The organism is Marinilactibacillus psychrotolerans, assembly GCF_900101525.1.
Classification (GTDB): domain Bacteria; phylum Bacillota; class Bacilli; order Lactobacillales; family Carnobacteriaceae_A; genus Marinilactibacillus; species Marinilactibacillus psychrotolerans.
The window spans coordinates 1-14,528 of record NZ_FMZD01000011.1; the positions used below are offsets into that span (position 1 = coordinate 1).

The window sequence follows — 14,528 nt, forward strand, 5'->3', positions numbered from 1 at the left end:
TGGCAACTGGAGGAGATTGGAGAGCTTCGGTACTCCAGGTTTTCCTGATTGTGTTAGGCGTTATAATATATCTACCATTCTTGAAAATCAGCGAACGAGTATTAATCAAACAGGCAGAATTGGAACAAGATCTGTAATAGAATTATGATTTAAGAAGAAAAACAATGAGTGTATTTATAATATTTAAAAATGAACTAGAACGAAATAGCCAACTCGATGATATACTGAAAGTATAAGTATAAGTATAAGTATAAGTATAAGTATAAGTATAAGTAATGAATTAATTAGAATAGCCCTATAAAACAAACTTGATCAGAACTATAAGTTTTTAACGAATAATATGATCAAATTATTTCTTGTTTGAATTCTAAACAAAAAAATACTATACCATTGATTTCTATAATTGTGAGTAATATTAATCGGGAATGTCTCTGAATTAAAGTTTTTATTGACTATAAAAAGAGTATAATCATCATCAAAAAAGGAGAAAGCCAATGCGTTAATGGCTTTCTCCTTTTTAAATTATATAGATACTACTTTTTTATTTGCTGATAATTTATTTAGGTTTCAGCTTATCGGTTTTCCTCTATATATAGTATGAATTTATTCATTATCTACCTGAAAAGCTATAAGGTATCTCACTTTCAAAGAATGAATAATAGTAATGCAAGTTCAAAATTTTATCAGAATGGTTAATAAATTTTGAAAATGTCCTGAACTTGCAGACACACATTAGTATTAAACTTACTAAGTTTTTAAAGTATGATATAGAGTATAAATAGGGAGGGATAGAAATGCTAAGTCATAGAACGATCACAATCATCAACCTACCAAGAAAAGAGAGCGGCTCACTCAATACACTTATTAAAGATGGGGAGGAAGAGATCGACATAACGATAGAAACTGAAGATAGCATAGAGAAAAAATATACTATAACAGAGGAAGATGAAAGAATTATAGAAGCGTTTTTGCTGAGTGATGAGACAGGTATGTCTAGTCGAAGCTTTCTTGAATTGACCAAATCCTTAGGGAATAATCAAATAAAGCTCCAAAATCATCCTCTAGTTCTGTTAAAGGTACTCATTCCTAATGAAACAAGTGAGTACGGAAGAATCAATAATTATAAGATGAACCAAGCTTTAAAAAGATATTTAAAAAACGCTAAAAAGTAAGCGTTTACTAATGTCCTTATATTGAAGACATGGTTTGGTATTTAATAAAAAATGATTTGGATATAGACTTTAATTAAGCTTAAAGAAGGAGGTGTAGAAATGACGTCTAGAAGAAAGAATCAGATTATACAATTACTTCTTGATTCGGATCAATATATTCCTGCTCAAATATTAGCTGCAAAGTTAAAAGTTTCAGAAAAAACTATTTATCGTGATATTAAAGAGATTGAGACGATGATTCATTCAGATAAACCTCTAATTGAAAAGGTCAGTAGTAAAGGATATAGAATAAACTATTCAATATTTCTAAAAGAAAAGCACAAATTCTCTTTTATTGAATCTAATTCAATCTCAGAAGTAGATAGAAGAGATCAGATATTACTTGAACTACTCTATAAAACACCGAAACCAACATCTATTTCTAAATTGGCAGAAAAGTTCTATATTAGCAATTCTTCAATTGTAAATGATTTGAAATGTATAGAGAAAGAACTCAAAAAATATGAGTTAGTCTTAGAAAAAACTTCAAATGGTACTTTTATATCCGGTACCGAAAAGAACATTCGTAAGATGCTCGTTTCTATGACTCAAAGGTATTTACCTTTTGAGAGCAAGTGGATTTTAAAACCGGAAAATGACAAGGTCAATGATGAAAATATCCATTTATTTTTGAAAAGGTTCTCTAATGAAGATATTCGTTTCATACAGAAAATAATGAATATTATAGAAAACAGGCTAGAATTTGATTTAGAGAATCCTTATTATATTAATCTTTTTTCGCATCTTTTGATTTTAATTAAACGAGTTAAAGAAGGAGCGTTCATAAATGAAGACTCTTCTATTGAAAAAACTACCATTAATCTAGAAATGATGAAAATTGCTTTAGAGGTTATTCAGCAAATCGAAAAATATTTACAAGAAAAATTTATTTTTAATGAGGTTGAATACATTTATATGTACCTTTGTTCTGCCGGTGGGCAAACTTATAGAGTCCAGAAAGATAATAAAAAAACTGAACAAACACTTGTTGGAAATATGGTTGATCAGTTGATTATATCTATAAAAAAGAAACTATCTATAGATCTAAGTAAAAATGCGGAACTGAGAAAACAGCTTATTCAACACTTTAATCCATTACTCAAAAGAGTGATGTATGAAGTTCAGGTCAGAAATAAGTTAGTAGAAGATATCGAAAATGAATTTGGAGATCTTTTTAAAAGTATAAAAAGCATCATGAAAGGAATTTGTTTAGAGTATCAACTTCCCAGAATCATTGATGATGAGATCGGATATATTGTGTTATATATTCAGAATGCTATTGAAAAGGAAGAGCAAAGTAAAAAGGTCTTGATTGTTTGTTCTACTGGAATTGGGACTTCCCACTTGTTAAAAACTAGAGTAGCAAAATTTTTTCCGAAATGGACAATAGTTGATGTAATTTCTGCAAAAGAAGTTAAAAAATACGAAAGCAACCATTCGATAGATATAGTGATCAGCACAGTTAAAATCGAAAGTTTAAAGTTCAAAACAGTCATTGTTAGTTCGCTATTCAATGAGAAAGATAAAGAAGTAGTATTAAATGAGCTATCAAAATAAGGATAAGAGGTGGAGCAAATGGACCTGTCAAAAATTGTAAAGGAAGAATTGGTTTCCTTAAATATGAACACGCATACAAAGCAGGAGATGCTAAGAGAATTATCAAATAAACTTTTCGAAAAGGGGTGTATAGAGGATGTGAATCATTTTATGAAAGATGTTTATCTAAGAGAGGAGGAAGGACAGACAGGGTTAGGGAATAGTATCGCTATTCCACACGGAAAGTCCAGTGCGGTATTAAAAACAAGTATAGCTATTGGAAAGTCACTGAATGACTTGGAATGGGAGAGTCTGGATGATCAACCGGTCAAATTAGTTATTCTATTTGCAGTAAAAGAAAGTGATAAGACGACAACCCACCTGAAGATGTTGTCTCAAGTAGCTGTAACACTAGCAGATGATGATGTTTTGAAAGGGCTGCTAGAAAGCGAAGAACCATATCAAATTGTTGATTTATTGACTAAACAATCTGTGTAGGAGGAATTTAAAATGAAAATTGTAGGAGTAGCAGCATGTACAGCAGGAATCGCACATACCTATATTGCAAGAGAAAAACTGATGAAAGGAGCACAAGCGAGAGGACATGAAATTCATGTGGAAACACAGGGTACGATCGGAATTGAGAATAAGTTAACACAAGAACAGATTCAATCAGCTGACCTAGTTATACTAGCTGTCGATATTAAGATCGGAGGGGAAGAACGCTTTAAAAATAAAAAAATTGTTAGAGTACCCACAGCAACAGTCATTAAAGCACCGGTTCAATTTATGGAGAAAGTAGAAAAAGAACTATCCGTGTCTAAATAATATCAGGGGAGGTATTGTTCAAATGGCAAAATCTAAAAATTTTACAGTAATCAAAAATCACATTCTTACAGGAATATCGTATATGTTGCCTTTAATTGTTGGTGCCGGGGTGTGTATGGCATTAGGACAAGTCATTGGCAGGTTGATTGGAGCAGAAACGTTAGAAATAGAAGGTTCATTACCATGGGTTCTCGTACAAATTGGAGCTTGGGGACTTGGGTTGATTGTACCAGTAATTGCAGCAGCGATTGCTTATTCTATAGCAGATAAGCCAGGGATTGCACCAGGCGTTATAATTGGGTTTATTGCCAATCAAATAGAAGCTGGATTCATTGGGGGGATACTTGGCGGTTTCTTAGTAGGATATTTAGTACGAGCAATAATGAAATATATAAAAGTACCAAAGTCTTTACAAGGTTTAATGCCGGTTATGATTATTCCGTTGTTATCCATCACAATTAGTGGCTTGATTATGTATTTCGTTATTGGTGGACCAATTGCTTATTTGCAGAATAGCTTAATTGGATTTTTGGAATCGATGCAAGGGGGTTCTCAATTCTTATTCGGGGGTATTTTAGGATCTATGGCGACTTTTGATTTTGGGGGTCCTGTAAATAAAACGATGTCTATGTTTGCCGATGGACTTTTAGTTGAAGGCGTATATGGGCCAGAAGCAGTTAAATTTGTGGGTTCAATCATTCCACCATTTGGAATTACAATTTCCTACTTCTTAACAAAAAATAAATATACAAAATCAGAAAAAGAATCACTAAAGGCAGCGTTCCCTATGGGAATTGCAATGATTACAGAAGGGGTTATTCCAATCGCTGCACGTGACTTAATAAAAGTAGTCGGATCCTGTGTGCTTGGTTCTTTTGTTGCTGGTGGTTTAATTATGACATGGGGAGTAGAAGCGCCAGTACCACATGGAGGTTTATTCGTTGTTCCACTATTTACCAATCCATGGTTATTTATGGCAGCTCTTGGAATTGGATCTGTTATTACAGGGGTAACGCTTTCTTTATGGAAGAAACAAGTAACAGAAGAAGATGAAGCATTTGATGAGATGGAAAGCAATTCAGTTGATGATGACGCCATTGTATTTACTGTTGAAGGATGATGATATATGTTAGTGAATATGAAGCAATTAGTTGAACAATCCTATAAAGAAAAGTTTGGGGTATTAGCTATAAACTGTTTCAATTTAGAAACCATTCGAGCAACGATTCAAGCTGCACAGGAGCAGGATTCTCCGATTATTGTAAATATGTACGAAGAACATCTGAAAAATAATATATCTCCGGAAATCGCTGGGAAAATAGTCAAAGAATTAGCGGAGGCAAGTCCTGTACCAATTGCTTTAAATTTAGATCATGGTAAAGATGAATCAATTATTCAGCGGTGTTTAGACTCTGGATTCACTTCTATTATGATAGATGCTTCAGACTATGATTTAGAAGAAAACATCGAAATTACAAAGAAAAATCATGAGAATGCAAAAAAATATAATGCTTGTGTAGAAGCCGAATTAGGTCACATGGGGGATGCTGATACGTATTCATTAGAAAACATTAGTGATTATACGACAAAGCTAGCAGACGTAAAAAGATTTGTTGAAGAAACTAGGGTTGACTGCCTAGCCATTAACGTCGGAACTGCTCACGGGTTGTATAGTGAAAAAGTAGAACCAACATTGGATTTTGAATTATTAAAAAAAATTAATGAGGAGGCAAGCATACCGCTTGTCTTACACGGAGGGAGTGGAGCAGGTCAGAAAAATCTAAGTGAAGCGATAAAATACGGGATTACAAAAATTAATGTAGGAGCAGCCATTTTCGCTGCTGGACGAGAAGCGATTGAAAGAACAGCTGAGAAAGACTTAAGCAAAGTAATGCTGCTAATGGAACAGGCATATAAACAAGAAATTGTTAACTATATGGGTTGGGTAAATTCAAAAAACAAAGCATAGAAAAGGGGAAATAGAATGTTATTAAATATGAAAGAACTATTGAAAGTAGCGAAAGAAAACCGATTTGCGGTAGGTGCTTTTAACGTAGCGGATAGTAATTTTTTAAGAGCAGTAGTCGAAGAAGCGGAAGAGTCAAATTCGCCAGCAATTATAGCGATTCATCCGGATGAGTTTGAATTTTTGACAGATGAGTTTTTCGCTTATGTCAGAGAAAGAGCTGGAAATAGTTCAACACCTTTTGTACTTCATCTAGACCACGGTGCTTCATTAGATCAAGTGGTTAGAGCCATTCGTGCCGGCTTTACTTCTGTAATGATTGATGGATCACTTTTACCGTACGATGAGAATGTAGAAAAAACTAGAAAAGTAGTAGAGATTGCTCATATGGTTAATGTCTCAGTAGAGGGTGAATTAGGTACCATTGGGGATACAGGTACAACAGTAGAAGGTGGCGTTTCTGAAATTACCTATGTTGATCCTGAGGATGTAGAAGACTTTATTGCTAAAACGAATGTAGATACGTTAGCGGTAGCAGTAGGAACAGCTCATGGGATTTACCCTAAAGATGTAAAACCAAAATTACAACTGGAATTGATTGAAGATATTGTCAACCGAGTAGATACACCATTAGTCCTTCATGGAGGATCCTCAAATCCGGATAAAGAAGTTGCCAGAGCAGTGAAAATCGGAATTCAAAAAGTGAACATTTCAAGTGATATGAAATTTGCTTTCTATAAGAAAGCAAGAGAAATTCTTTCTACAACAGAATTATGGGATCCTAATGCTATTTTCCCAGAATGTATTGATGCAGCTAGAGACGTTATTCGTTATAAAATGGACCTTTTCGAATCTACAAATAAAGCAGGATTATATTCAGGGAGTGAGTCAAAATATCTTCTAGAGACAAAGTAAAAACAAAAGTTCTAGAAATGCTTGACGCGAATAAAATTGTTTTAACTCCAGAGGAAGAAGATAATATTGAAATAACTGACTTTGGTCTAGGAAATTTAGAGAATGAAGGATTACAAATTGTAGTTTATGAGAATAATGAGTATTATTGTGCAAAAGAATTAGTATTGATGCCCAAACAAGTATGTTCAGAACATAAACATCCGCCTAGAGGAAACCAACCGGGAAAAATGGAAACTTTTAGATGTTTGTTTGGTCAGGTATGGCTCTTTGTAGAAGGAGAAATCCTAAATGAGACTAATAGATTTTTGAAGAATGTTGATTCGAATTACTTTAAAGCAGGAAAAAGTATTCATCTTTTACCTGGTGATCAATATACCATTCAACCGGATACTTTTCATTGGTTTGTAAGTGGTGAAAAAGGCGCAATAGTGAGTGAGTTTTCAACGCCTAGTGATGATGCGACAGATATATTTAGAAATCCTAACATTATAAGAACGTAGTATAACAGATTAGGAGATAATTATAGAAGGAGTCAAGCTGATTTATCAGTTTGACTTCTTCTAATTTTTTAATATCTGGATTGTCAGTATAAGCTAGACAAACAGGTTCCATCAATGTAACTCAAAATACTTCTAATGGCGTTTGATACTTCAATGATTTTTTAGGAATTCGATTGTGCTTGTCCACTACTGCAGATACGACATTCTGATTGATTTGATTAAAAACTATTTCTTTAGGTAAACCGTTTCTTCGCAGTAATCCATTAGACTGTTCATTCAAGGATCTTTGCGAAGGTGTCCCTAGATCTGCAAAATAAATGGCCACATCCTGTTGATTACTGATTGCCTTCCAGTTTGAGAACGCTTTACCGCGGTCGAGTGTAATGGACTTGAACATATATTTCAGAATAGAACTGAACCACTGATTCAGTGTTTTCTCGATATCAAATGCTTTACGACCTTCTGGTTTTAAAGTAATGATGACTCTTGACAGCCTTTCAACTTAGGTAAACAGCGCACTTTTGTGATGAACTCCGACGATCGTATCCCTTTCTAAGTGACCAAATTCTTCCTTCAATAAAGGATGATCCGTCTCTCTATCTTTAATTGTTCTTTTAAAAGCTGGGCTACCGCGGCGTTCTTTATAACGGTTAGCTTTTCTTCTTTCATTAATTTTCTTGCGACTTTTTTAGACATAATAATCTTTCTATTTTTTAATTCACTATGAATCCGTCTATAGCCATAAATAGCTTGATTCTCTTTAAAAATTTCTATAACCAGAACCCGTAAATCTGAATAATTTCCTGATTATTTTAACTGATTTCTATGATAAAAGTAACTATTTTTGGTTACGTTTAAACTTTTAAGCAAAGCTTTCAGATAAATCATTAATCACCTTTGCTTTTTTCTTGTTCGATAGTTCTTTTGGATTGATGTCTATACCCTTAACAAAGGGAAATTTTCCAGAAAGTAAAATCATTTATTATGAAGGTGGGACTAAATAATGGAGTATTATCAAGAAATTTCTAGTAAGGTATATGGGGTTGAAAAAGGAATAGTAAAGATTGGAAAGAAACTATCATGAAACCTGTCGCAGAAATAAAAGATGAATATAAATCTTACAATGAAAAACAGCTTAAAAAAGTTTCAGGTTATCCTGAATCAGTGATTGAAAAAGATATCGTCATTGCTTATGCGGGAACAACCATGACCGATTCACAAGATTGGAAAACGAATGGGCGTGAAATCGGACTTAATGATAAGCATGATAACGGGGCTTTTCAATCAGCTGTGGACTACGCAAATGAAATTGAGAAAAAATATTCTGATAAAGAAGGCTACCGTATTTCTTCTACAGGTCATTCCTTAGGCGGTGCAGAAGCCATCTATGTAGCTGTATTAAACGGATATGATGCTTTTACATATGGCGCGGCGGGTTCAGGGTTAAGTGAGAGTCAAATACAGGGATATACGGGCCAAGTTGTCAACTTATATGATACGTCTGATATGGTGACAACGGGTTTGGTAACAGGTGGTAAAGACCGTATTCCTTTTTATAGTTTTGGTATAGATAATGCTGGATGGGAAACCGCAGGACATAGTTTAAAACAATTTGAATTAGATGATCAGGGAAATTATATCGATAAACATGGAGATATCGTCGTTTATACAGATTTTCAAGGAGGGATATCCATTGAACAGACCCTCCTTAAAGGACAAGTAATACAAAATAAAAAGGAAATTCGCCAAATGGAGCTAAATCGATATGGCACTTTAGCAGAAAAAGAGTATATTGAAAGTCTAGAAGCAGAAAACCGCTGGTTAGAAAGGCAGATTGAAGAATTTTCTGTTTTAGTAGCATTAAGAAGTAAATTAACGACTAGCGGTGGTGGCTTATCCTACAATGAAGAAATCTATTTAGAAGATCAGCAAGCCCTCACAGTCATCAAAATCCTGTCTTCAAAATTTGACGAAGCGATGGAAAACGTTCTGACTATTTACCGAGAAGGACTCGTTGATATCGAAGATAACTGGGCAAGAGGAGTCGAAACGGCACTCAGCGCAGCACCTGACTTATCGTATGAAGAGGTAATGGATGCTCTAAGAGAAGTCGATTGTACTAAACAAAGCATGGTAGATCTGCCTTCAGAAGCATTTATTGAGAAAATGAACAAGGTAAATCAGATGTCGTCGAAATTTTCTGTTTTGACAGAAGAAATCAGTTCTAAAATTAATGAATTAGTCGACCGAGATCATGAATTAGGTGCCCATCTAGCTTGAGATAAAGGAGAAAGCGAATGGAAGAAGAAATGGGCATGTCAACACTTTTTTGAACAAAAATTATAAGCTGTAAGTGAACACTACCTGTATGCTCTTTTTACCTCACTCAACTGATCGGTGAAGGACTTGCAAGATTAATTTCAGACTGTTCCTGTTCCCAATCTTCTCGATTCGACAAGCGTTTCGTAGTCCAAATGAGGGGGTTAAAACAGAAGAACAACTAGCAATAAGTTAGTTAAATGCTCAATGTTCAATACCTGTTTTTTTAGATATACATAAACTGATAACTCATCCAGATACTTCTTTTACAGATAGAAGTTTAGCTTTAAGTGCTCCTCATAAAATATATTCAACTCCAGAAGAATTTAACAAATTACCTTTTGATAAGATTTATCATGATGGAGCGTTAAATGAAGCGGAGAAGCTTGAAATAATTGGTCATCGACAAGCAGAGATTATTTTTCCGGAATCCTTGCCAATAGAAGACTATTTAAAAAAGATTATTGTTAGAACACCTGCAGAGAAAGAAACTTTATTAACATTAATGAGTGATGAATTAAAACGAAAATATGAAGATTATATACAAATAGATTCCTCAAAAAATGTTTTCTTTAGCAGATGGACCTATTTCAATAATGTGCACTTAGCGGAAAACTACATGCAATTCAATCTAAATATTAGTCAATATCAAACGCCATCAATACCAACTCAATTTGATTTGAAGATAAGTTTTAAACAATCTGACTTGGAGTGGAAGTCGCAAGTATATAAGAATTGGCTAGCAGTACAAAAACTGAAGCTGAATTTTAAAGATAGTATAGACAATTATGAAATAGCGTTCCATTTTAATGACCAACTGATGTATTATGGAAGGTATCAATCTGAAGCTAATAGTCCTTATTAAACTTTATAAAGTAAATTATAATATATTAGATCTAATAGCAAAAATGAAGTTCTTGCGATAAAATAACAATTTAAATACTGAATCAGTGCATTCAGATTAGTAGTTTCTCAATACCTTGACTTTAAAAACAGAACAAATGAACCAGTGGAAAGAGCCCTTCTACTGGTTCATTTGTTTATTAAGATGTTTAGGGTACTCTTCGATCTGTCTACCTACCGCAGCATTTTTTATATTTTAATCCACTACCGCAAGGACAAGGTTCATTTCGGCCAACTTTTTTTGAGGTTGCCTGAATTGTTTTGTTAGGGTTATTTGCTCGTGCAGAAAAAGGGATAACATTAGAAGGCAATGGCGTTTCATCAAGCATGGTCTGTTCGCTGTGCGGATTGAGGACAGAATAGGGCGTCGCTTTATTTAAATCCTGAAACGTATTCCCTGCGTTTCTCCAGAGTCTGATTTTTTTCTGCAAGTCAATATAGGTCTGGACAAACTTTCCAACTTCTTTTTCTGAATTAAATACAACTGTATCATCCTCGCTTAGTTCCTCCATTAAAATCGACATTCGAGAACCTAAGAGTAAATGTGTTTCAATAATTGAGATTGCAATGTCATAATCATCTGTAATTTTGCGTAAAATTTTACTTAACTGTTTGTATTCAGCTGAGCGACGATCAAAGGAATGCTTAGCATAAAATAATAGTTCATCTTTTGAAGGTTTGTAGTCTTCTTTATGGTCATGATTCAAAGCATCCATAAACATTTCGGCATGGAATTCGTTGTCAAAACGGTCACTGGCAATTGTCATCACGGTTGGTTGAAAATAAGAATGAGCAATCGCTAAGGTAGACGTATAATAAAAAATCTTACTCAAAGAGGCATTTGAAAGGTCCATCTCAGGATGCAAAATTCGATAAAGATCAACAATTTTTGAATAGGACAGTATGCCATACAGGTGAATCCCTGCTTTTAGTGCTAGGTCGAGGTCTCGTATAAAATAGTTTAATTCATCATTTTCAGAATTGTTAAAGTCATTAAGTGCTTCGGGTAGTTCTTCAGGCATCTCGATTCCTAACTTGTTATCCTTTTGATTGGGGAATAAAAGCCCTAACTTGACAGCGGCTGGAAACACTCTAATGAAAAATAATTGATGTACTCGTGACTGTTCATTGCGGATGGCGGGATCACTTTCCACAAATTGTTTAAGTAAACCTAATTGTTCTTCATCTAAAGCTAATAAGCGACCAGTTAATGTTTCAGTGAAATGTTCAGTTAAAGTATCGACCATCTTAGATTTTGTCCAGCTTTTTTTTAAATCGATAAAATTATAATAAGCGAGATCAAGTAAACTTTTTTTACGATAAGCAGCCAACATATCTTTTATTGAATTATTTTTTGCAGGAGAATATAAATCGAATTCAGCTATGACAGAAGTAATCGATAGATTTTTAATGGATTTCAATTGAGCTATATTTAAATCAGTGATCATTGGATCGTTCATTTTAAGCATCCTTTCGAGATGTTTTAGAGAGTATAGCAAGGCTATGTATTTGGTATCCTTATTTTATTCTGAAAGTAGACGAATATCAAATGGAATGATAATTCTATTATACGTAGATTCAAAAGTTCTTAAAGCAGTGATTTAAACCGTTATACTTTTAGAAGACAAAAGCAGTCACTCTTATCATATCGATAAGAATGTCTGCTTTTTTTATATAGCACTGATCAGCACTTTTAACATGCATATTACTTAGATTCAACCTTCTTCAATAATAGCGTTAAAGGATACACACCCATGCTTTGAAGGACAAATGAGATCAGAATAGCTGAAAATGCAATAGAGATGACCAAATTTTGATTACCTACTGAACTGTTTACTGTCCATAATAATAAGACAACCGACATGGATCCTTTAATGCCTGCCCATGATAAGAGCAAGAAATTCAAAATTTTATTTCGAAATAATGTTTTTCTCCAATTTGGAAAAATGGACATAAGGGAAAAGACAATAATTGTTCTTGCAAGCACAGATAATAAAAATACCATGAAAGCTAGGGGCCATTGATTAAATTTTAAATAGGGTGTGGCCTGTATACCAATGAGTAGAAAAAGAATGGAAGTTAGAATGGGGTTAAGGATATTCCAGAATATATTTAAATGGTTTCTAGTTTCTTTTTCTATCTCAGTTTCTTTTTTTACAAATGCAAAAGAAAGTACGATCCCCGAAATAACGGTTGCTAGCACCCCAGAAAAGCCAAAGTATTCAGCAAGCAGAAAACTTCCATAAGCGGTTAATACACTTAACATGACCAAATAATCTGGATGAGAAGTGAAATGTAGAAGTTTGCTGAGAAGCCAGCCAGTGAGTAACCCTACAACAACCCCACCTGAAGAAACGATTAAGAATTCCTTTAGAAAATAAAGAATTGAAAATCCGCCATCGGTTTCGACCATTGATAATACTATTGTAAACATGACAATGCTCGTTCCGTCATTTAACATGGATTCCCCTTCAACGATATCTGCAATTTCATCCACACCATTGCTTTTCTTTAGAATATTGACTACTGAAACAGGATCTGTAGGTACTAATATAGCTGCCAGTAATAATGATATATTCCACGTTAAAGGATGAATCAATGCAGCGGTATAGTAAATTCCTATTCCCAAAAGAAATACTGTACTTAGCATACCAATTGTAGCCAGTGTGATAATGACTGGTGCGTTACTTTTGAATGCCTTAGCTGAAAACTGATAAGCCGAGACAAACAGTAAACCTGGGATAAATACTTCGTATAAGACATCGCTTGCCACAGAAAAATCCGAGAACATAGGAATAAAAGACAGTCCTATTCCTAAAAGAACTAAAACAACCAGTACAGGAAAGTACTTCTGTTTAATATCAAGCATGCGAACCATAATACTAACCAACAAAAGAATCAATAGCCGATGCAATATTGTCACATTAAAGCTCCTTTCTCTCTAAATATCAAGTCTTTATTAAAATAGTATAACAAAGAAAAAGATAGGAGTTAAAAAATAGCTATTCGCAAATCTTACTCTTTCCGAATTATTAAAGAGTTCTTCAATAAATGAAGCAACCTTGTTCTGTGTGTTTCAAGCTCAAGTTAATAGCTAATTGAAAAGTTACCTTCTTTAACATAATTACGTTAAAGAAAAAACATTAATATTTGACTATTTGCATAGTATATAGAATATAGAATATGTTACTTTACTAACCTATTAATGATTATGCTACTAAGAAGGGAGAAGATGATAAAATCCAGTATCTAGCACCTAGAATGGGATTAGAAAGCCAGCATAATAACAGTTTAAATATGATTGATTAAGAAAGTGCAAAGTGAAAAACTTGCTTGAATTATATCAGGTAAGTTAATAGTTAAATGTAGGATAAATTGACCTGCTAAATTAAGTACAATATAAGTTGAGTTAAGAGAATAATGAGATTATGACTAATAAAATATATAATCCAATTAAATTATAAATCTCGATGTAGTGTTGCAATTAACCTATTGCGTTATTAAATGTTATTTAGTATAATTAATGATAAGGAGTGATGTAAATGTTAACAACAAAATTGCGGAAACAAGGAAGTTCCGTCGTGGTTACTATACCTGCTTCTGAAGCGAAAAATTTAGACATGAATGTAGAATATATTGTAAGAACGGATAAGAATGGAAACATATCCTTAATTCCCAAACTAGATAACCCATTCAAAAAGGCGGAACCTGGAGAATATTATGAAAAAGATGTGTGGGCAGATATGAAACCGGCTGGAAAAGAGGTCTGGTAGATGTCAGTTGATAAGTATATTCCCCATAAAGGAGATATTATCTGGATTGACTTTGATCCATCGGCTGGAAAAGAAATTCAAAAAAGAAGACCTGGATTAGTGGTATCATCTTATGCATTTAATAAAAGCACTTATTTCGCAGTCGTCTGTCCTATTACTTCTACTTTGAAAAACTACTCAACTCGATTCAATTTGACGAGCACATCAAAAATTAAAGGACAGGTATTGATTTCTCAATTAAAATCACTTGATTATATGGAGAGAAATAGTGAGTTTGTTGAAAAAATATCTACAAATGAACTAGAACAAATCAACCAACTCGTATCTTTTGTTTTTGCTGAATAGTTAGGCCAAAGAAAAATGAATGCTGCTTTATAAATTATGAAATAAATCGCAAACAAATTTTAAACTTCGAATAGAATAATTAGATAAAACGACTGATTCTCATGTGAATCAGTCGTTTTTAAATTTTGTCTATCGAATTTAAAAAACATAATCGTAAATTTATTATTCCCTATCTGATATATGGATAATTAATAGAAAATAATTGATTATATAGAAATTTAATATCAAAATT

At 33.6% G+C, this 14,528-nt stretch carries 15 protein-coding genes and 1 pseudogene; 12 read left to right on the forward strand and 4 right to left on the reverse strand.

From position 1 onward, the window contains the following. The first annotated feature begins 794 nt into the window (after nt 1-794). The 8 genes from BLT22_RS07210 to BLT22_RS07245 all read left to right on the forward strand — a co-directional run bounded on the left by BLT22_RS07210 (nt 795) and on the right by BLT22_RS07245 (nt 6,956). Nucleotides 795-1,172, forward strand: coding sequence for a hypothetical protein (locus tag BLT22_RS07210; RefSeq protein WP_091762033.1), 378 nt, complete (start codon nt 795-797; stop codon nt 1,170-1,172). A gap of 99 nt (nt 1,173-1,271) precedes the next feature. Beyond that, nucleotides 1,272-2,768, forward strand: a complete 1,497-nt coding sequence (locus BLT22_RS07215) for a BglG family transcription antiterminator (RefSeq protein ID WP_091762035.1) — start codon at nt 1,272-1,274, stop codon at nt 2,766-2,768. A gap of 18 nt (nt 2,769-2,786) precedes the next feature. Continuing rightward, a complete protein-coding gene (locus tag BLT22_RS07220) occupies nt 2,787-3,245 on the forward strand; it encodes a PTS sugar transporter subunit IIA (protein ID WP_087057302.1) in 459 nt (152 codons plus the stop codon). Nucleotides 3,246-3,257: 12 nt separating this feature from the next. Beyond that, nucleotides 3,258-3,575 (forward strand): PTS fructose transporter subunit IIB, encoded by a 318-nt coding sequence (locus tag BLT22_RS07225; RefSeq protein ID WP_091762037.1) that lies wholly within the window; start codon nt 3,258-3,260, stop codon nt 3,573-3,575. A 22-nt stretch (nt 3,576-3,597) separates the two neighbouring features. Continuing rightward, on the forward strand, nt 3,598-4,695 hold the full coding sequence (locus BLT22_RS07230) for a PTS fructose transporter subunit IIC (RefSeq protein ID WP_091762039.1): 1,098 nt from the start codon (nt 3,598-3,600) through the stop codon (nt 4,693-4,695). A gap of 6 nt (nt 4,696-4,701) precedes the next feature. Next, nucleotides 4,702-5,544, forward strand: coding sequence for a class II fructose-bisphosphate aldolase (locus BLT22_RS07235; protein WP_091762040.1), 843 nt, complete (start codon nt 4,702-4,704; stop codon nt 5,542-5,544). A 15-nt stretch (nt 5,545-5,559) separates the two neighbouring features. After that, nucleotides 5,560-6,456 (forward strand): ketose-bisphosphate aldolase, encoded by an 897-nt coding sequence (locus BLT22_RS07240; RefSeq protein ID WP_091762041.1) that lies wholly within the window; start codon nt 5,560-5,562, stop codon nt 6,454-6,456. Between the two features lie 17 nt (nt 6,457-6,473). After that, a complete protein-coding gene (locus tag BLT22_RS07245; protein WP_091762043.1) occupies nt 6,474-6,956 on the forward strand; it encodes a D-lyxose/D-mannose family sugar isomerase in 483 nt (160 codons plus the stop codon). Between the two features lie 83 nt (nt 6,957-7,039). Here BLT22_RS07245 and BLT22_RS12210 read toward each other — a convergent pair. Then, nucleotides 7,040-7,620, reverse strand: a pseudogene (locus BLT22_RS12210) (IS30 family transposase); the annotation flags it as partial. Then, a complete protein-coding gene (locus BLT22_RS12570) occupies nt 7,530-7,736 on the reverse strand; it encodes an IS3 family transposase (protein ID WP_091762047.1) in 207 nt (68 codons plus the stop codon). The gene BLT22_RS12570 and the pseudogene BLT22_RS12210, both read right to left, overlap by 91 nt. Before the next feature lie 300 nt (nt 7,737-8,036). Here BLT22_RS12570 and BLT22_RS07260 point away from each other — a divergent pair, with 300 nt between their 5' ends. Both BLT22_RS07260 and BLT22_RS07265 read left to right on the forward strand, forming a co-directional pair. Next, nucleotides 8,037-9,236, forward strand: a complete 1,200-nt coding sequence (locus BLT22_RS07260) for a Tle-like phospholipase domain-containing protein (RefSeq protein WP_236048812.1) — start codon at nt 8,037-8,039, stop codon at nt 9,234-9,236. Nucleotides 9,237-9,489: 253 nt separating this feature from the next. Further along, nucleotides 9,490-10,140 (forward strand): DarT ssDNA thymidine ADP-ribosyltransferase family protein, encoded by a 651-nt coding sequence (locus BLT22_RS07265; RefSeq protein WP_091762049.1) that lies wholly within the window; start codon nt 9,490-9,492, stop codon nt 10,138-10,140. 208 nt (nt 10,141-10,348) lie between these two features. On the opposite strand, the gene BLT22_RS07270 is transcribed toward BLT22_RS07265, so the two are convergent. Continuing rightward, nucleotides 10,349-11,638, reverse strand: a complete 1,290-nt coding sequence (locus BLT22_RS07270; RefSeq protein WP_176935380.1) for a YecA family protein — start codon at nt 11,636-11,638, stop codon at nt 10,349-10,351. Nucleotides 11,639-11,883: 245 nt separating this feature from the next. Next, nucleotides 11,884-13,101 (reverse strand): cation:proton antiporter, encoded by a 1,218-nt coding sequence (locus BLT22_RS07275; RefSeq protein ID WP_218127252.1) that lies wholly within the window; start codon nt 13,099-13,101, stop codon nt 11,884-11,886. Nucleotides 13,102-13,720: 619 nt separating this feature from the next. Here BLT22_RS07275 and mazE point away from each other — a divergent pair. Together mazE and BLT22_RS07285 are read left to right on the forward strand one after the other, a co-directional pair. Then, nucleotides 13,721-13,951, forward strand: coding sequence for a type II toxin-antitoxin system PemI/MazE family antitoxin (mazE, locus tag BLT22_RS07280; protein WP_072695164.1), 231 nt, complete (start codon nt 13,721-13,723; stop codon nt 13,949-13,951). Further along, complete coding sequence (locus tag BLT22_RS07285; RefSeq protein WP_072695163.1) at nt 13,952-14,296, forward strand: type II toxin-antitoxin system PemK/MazF family toxin; 345 nt, start codon at nt 13,952-13,954, stop codon at nt 14,294-14,296. Nucleotides 14,297-14,528 lie beyond the last annotated feature (232 nt).

What these genes read in the sequence shown, in the direction of transcription:
- BLT22_RS07235 (WP_091762040.1), top strand. Translation starts at nt 4,702, where the DNA reads ATGTTAGTGAATATGAAGCAATTAGTTGAACAATCCTATAAAGAAAAG.
- BLT22_RS07285 (WP_072695163.1), top strand. Translation starts at nt 13,952, where the DNA reads ATGTCAGTTGATAAGTATATTCCCCATAAAGGAGATATTATCTGGATT.
- BLT22_RS07260 (WP_236048812.1), top strand. Translation starts at nt 8,037, where the DNA reads ATGAAACCTGTCGCAGAAATAAAAGATGAATATAAATCTTACAATGAA.
- BLT22_RS07230 (WP_091762039.1), top strand. Translation starts at nt 3,598, where the DNA reads ATGGCAAAATCTAAAAATTTTACAGTAATCAAAAATCACATTCTTACA.
- BLT22_RS07245 (WP_091762043.1), top strand. Translation starts at nt 6,474, where the DNA reads ATGCTTGACGCGAATAAAATTGTTTTAACTCCAGAGGAAGAAGATAAT.
- BLT22_RS07215 (WP_091762035.1), top strand. Translation starts at nt 1,272, where the DNA reads ATGACGTCTAGAAGAAAGAATCAGATTATACAATTACTTCTTGATTCG.
- BLT22_RS07240 (WP_091762041.1), top strand. Translation starts at nt 5,560, where the DNA reads ATGTTATTAAATATGAAAGAACTATTGAAAGTAGCGAAAGAAAACCGA.
- mazE (WP_072695164.1), top strand. Translation starts at nt 13,721, where the DNA reads ATGTTAACAACAAAATTGCGGAAACAAGGAAGTTCCGTCGTGGTTACT.
- BLT22_RS07225 (WP_091762037.1), top strand. Translation starts at nt 3,258, where the DNA reads ATGAAAATTGTAGGAGTAGCAGCATGTACAGCAGGAATCGCACATACC.
- BLT22_RS07220 (WP_087057302.1), top strand. Translation starts at nt 2,787, where the DNA reads ATGGACCTGTCAAAAATTGTAAAGGAAGAATTGGTTTCCTTAAATATG.
- BLT22_RS07270 (WP_176935380.1), bottom strand. Translation starts at nt 11,638, where the DNA reads ATGAACGATCCAATGATCACTGATTTAAATATAGCTCAATTGAAATCC.
- BLT22_RS07210 (WP_091762033.1), top strand. Translation starts at nt 795, where the DNA reads ATGCTAAGTCATAGAACGATCACAATCATCAACCTACCAAGAAAAGAG.